The sequence below is a fragment of the uncultured Romboutsia sp. genome, assembly GCF_958366745.1.
GTDB lineage: Bacteria > Bacillota > Clostridia > Peptostreptococcales > Peptostreptococcaceae > Romboutsia > Romboutsia timonensis.
Window position 1 is genome coordinate 1 of sequence record NZ_CATXCO010000240.1, and the last position, 3,484, is coordinate 3,484.

Below are 3,484 nucleotides of genomic sequence, written 5' to 3' on the forward strand. Positions count from 1 at the left end.
AAGCATCTAAATACATGTTTGAAAAGGCAAAAGTGGAATTAATACAATTAACACCTCAAGTTGACAAAATAGAGATAAACTTTAATAAAAAATAGAAAGTAATTATAAAATAGCCTATATACTAAATTAACAAAAAGTATACAGGCTATTTTTATTCTTCTAAAGAAATAGAAGCTCTATATTTAGATGGACTCATATTTGTATATTTTTTAAACACCATACTATAATAATTTTGATTATTAAAACCAACAGTTATTGCAATATCGAGTAGGTTTAAATCAGTATCTATTAAAAGCTTTTTACTTTTTTCAACTCTGAAGTGATTTAAAAAATATGAAAATGTATTTCCAGTATATTTTTTAAATAAGCTACAAAAATAACTCTTATTGATATCTAAGTAATTACATAATGAGTCAATTGTTATATCTTGACTATAATTTTCATGAACATATTCTATAGCCTTTCTTATGTAAGGATTAAATAATTTATTATTTATATTCTTATCAAATTTATCATCAGCTATATTCAAAATGAGCTTAGACATATAATTAGAACACTCTAAAGAACGATAAGGTATATTATGTGAAGTATTACCAACAGGTTTATTTGATATAGGTCCTAATACAAAGAAGCCTTTGTTTTTATTAAACTTAGAAATACTTACAACCTTATAATAAATGTCTATATTGCTGTCTAAATTGATATCTAAATGACTACCTGAATGATTTATTAAATCTTTTATTTGTTCTAGTGGAAATATTTCTTCAAAATAATCATTGTATCCAATTTTATATATATCATCAAACTCACTTGAAATAGCCTTTACAGGCATATTGCAACATTCATAAAAATCTTTGAGTACTGAAATTATAAAATTCATAAAAAACTCCCAAAAATTATTCTAAAAATAAATTTAAGCAAAAAAAATTTAAAAAATGCAAATATACTTAAAACTTTTATGTATAAAAAATATATAATTAACTCGTTAATGAAAATCAATATCATATAATAAATAATATAAAGTATAAAATTTGAAAAGTCAATGATAGATGAAAATTATTATTAATTGATAAAATGGAGGAGAAAAAATGGCTTTAAGAAAAAAAGGTTTAAAAGTGGCGGTTACAGCTATGGCAATAATATCAGTTATAACATCAGGGGGATTAAATAATATTTATGCAGACGGTAGTATAGATAAAAATATTACAGTAATAGAAAGAACATTAGAAGATAAGGTGTATTCAGTAGCAAATAAAATAGAATATGTAAAAGATGGAGAAATAATAACATCTGGTCATGGATACCAATCTTTAAGAGATGCATTATCAGAAAATACATTAATAGAAGTTAAAAATGGAAAAATATACATAACTCTTGAATTTACAGATTCTCAATATAGTCTTATAGATAATATAAGAATAGCAGTAGATGGGAAAACAACTAATTTTGAAAAATCAAGTAATAGAAAGTATACAGTTGAATTAGCAAGTTTAGATTCAAATATACAATTAAGTTATAATGTTAATATACCAGTACCTAATATGCCACCACATGATTTTACTGTAAATGTAAAGTTAGCAGAGACACCAGAGCTTGAAACAAAAAATAATGCACCAGTAATAAATGTAACAGATTCATCAATATATGTAGGAGATGAATTTGATGCTTTAAGTGGAGCGACAAGTGGAGTAGCTACAGATAAGGAAGATGGAGATTTAACATCAAAAATAGAAGTTGTTGGTAATGTAGATACAACTAAGGCTGGAAAGTATACAGTTACATATAAAGTTACAGATTCACAAGGGTCTACTACAACTAAAACTATAACAGTAACAGTTTTAGAAAAAGAAGCAGTAAGTGGAGAGAAATTAGAAGATGGAAAATATAAAATAAAGAATACAACTACTTACTCAGGAAATAGTTCAATGGGATCAAGTATGGTAAGAAATTCTTTAAAAGAAACATCTTACATAGAAGTAAAAGATGGAAAGATGTATGCAACATTAGAATTTGCATCAGATTTATACAAGACTATGGAAAATATTAAGATATCTGTTGATGGAGCAAATGTAGCTATAACAGAAGATAAAAATAATGCTAAGGTTACATTTGAAGTTAACTCAGTGGACTCAAAGATAGGTGTATCATCATATATAACAGCTATGGGAATGAATATAAACTATACTGTTGGATTAGAAACGTCAACTATTGAAAAAATATCATCTTCTTCAACAGAAGGAACAACAAGTGGAACAACAAATGGTACAACATCAGGAAGTTCATCATCAACAAGTGGAAGTACATCATCTTCAGATACTACAACAGAAAGTACAGTTAAAAAAGGAAAACTATATACTATAAAAAATACAGTAAATCATGAAAGTCAAACTGGGAAAGATATGGCTAGAAAATACTTAAATTCTACATCTAAAGTTGAGGAAATAGATGGACAAAAATATGTAACATTAACATTTACAGGATCAGAATTTATGAAAAATCATGTTATATATGTAAATGGAAGCAAAGTATCTCATAAGGTAACAGCTAAATCAGGAGATAGCATAAGCTTAAGATTTAAGGTATCTAGTTTAAGTGATACAATAAAAGTTGGAATGTATGTAGTACCAATGTCTAGAAATATAGAATTTACAGTTAAATTATTAGAAGATACGTTAACATTTGTAAAAGATTATGAAGTATCAAGTGATGGAACATCAACTCTTCCACAAACTGGATCAGCTATAGACGGAACAATGGCTATGGGAGTAGGAACTTCATTAATGGCATTAGGTACATTATTAAATAGAAGAAAAAGAAAGTAATTAAAAATAGCGCTAGGGGGCATACTCCTAGTGCTTTTGTGTATTAGGAAACATAAATTATACAAATATATTTATAAACTCTAAATATAGAATAAGAATAAGGCTATAAAAAACTGTAGAATATATATGAAGTTGAAAATCAATATCGATAAAAGTTATAAAGGATGGTATTATGAATAAAAAGAATATTATAAAATTTATACTAGATATAGCTATGGCTGTATTATTCATAACTTTTTTTAATAAAAACTTGATAAGTTTTAAATTTCATATAATAGGTGGGTATGTATTTGCAGCATTTATATTAGTGCATATGATTTTAAACAAAAAATGGATAATAAATATAAGTAAGAGATTATTTGATAAAAAATTAAAATTAAGAGTAAAAATATCATATATACTAAGTTTATTCTTATTTATAAGTATTTTTTCAATAATAGCAAGTGGGGTACTTATGATGAAAGCAACAACTTATGATAGAGTAATGTTTTGGAAGATGCTTCATTTTGGAGCTTCATACCTATCAATAGCTTTAATCGGTATGCATATAGGGCTTTATTGGAATTTTATAATGAATATGTTTAAAAAAATATTTAAGATAAAAGAAAGTAATAGTATATCTAAGATTTTAGTAAATTCTGTTGTTATAATAGTACTAATAT

At 25.5% G+C, this 3,484-nt stretch carries 3 protein-coding genes; 2 read left to right on the forward strand and 1 reads right to left on the reverse strand.

Going from position 1 to position 3,484, the window contains the following annotated elements:
• Positions 1 to 151: 151 nt before the first annotated feature.
• Entirely contained in the window at positions 152 to 880 is a 729-nt protein-coding gene (locus Q5F54_RS12040) for a helix-turn-helix transcriptional regulator (RefSeq protein ID WP_281537513.1), read from the reverse strand.
• 208 nt (positions 881 to 1,088) lie between these two features.
• On the opposite strand from Q5F54_RS12040, the gene Q5F54_RS12045 reads away from it, so the two are divergent.
• Positions 1,089 to 2,822 carry an NEAT domain-containing protein gene (locus Q5F54_RS12045; protein WP_281537514.1) on the forward strand — a complete coding sequence of 578 codons (1,734 nt, stop codon included), beginning with the start codon at positions 1,089 to 1,091 and terminating at the stop codon, positions 2,820 to 2,822.
• 172 nt (positions 2,823 to 2,994) lie between these two features.
• The coding region (locus tag Q5F54_RS12050) for a DUF4405 domain-containing protein (protein ID WP_302334498.1) at positions 2,995 to 3,484 on the forward strand (490 nt) is incomplete at its 3' end.

Coding starts and splice junctions, on each gene's coding strand:
- Q5F54_RS12040 (WP_281537513.1), bottom strand. CDS start 880: ATGAATTTTATAATTTCAGTACTCAAAGATTTTTATGAATGTTGCAAT.
- Q5F54_RS12045 (WP_281537514.1), top strand. CDS start 1,089: ATGGCTTTAAGAAAAAAAGGTTTAAAAGTGGCGGTTACAGCTATGGCA.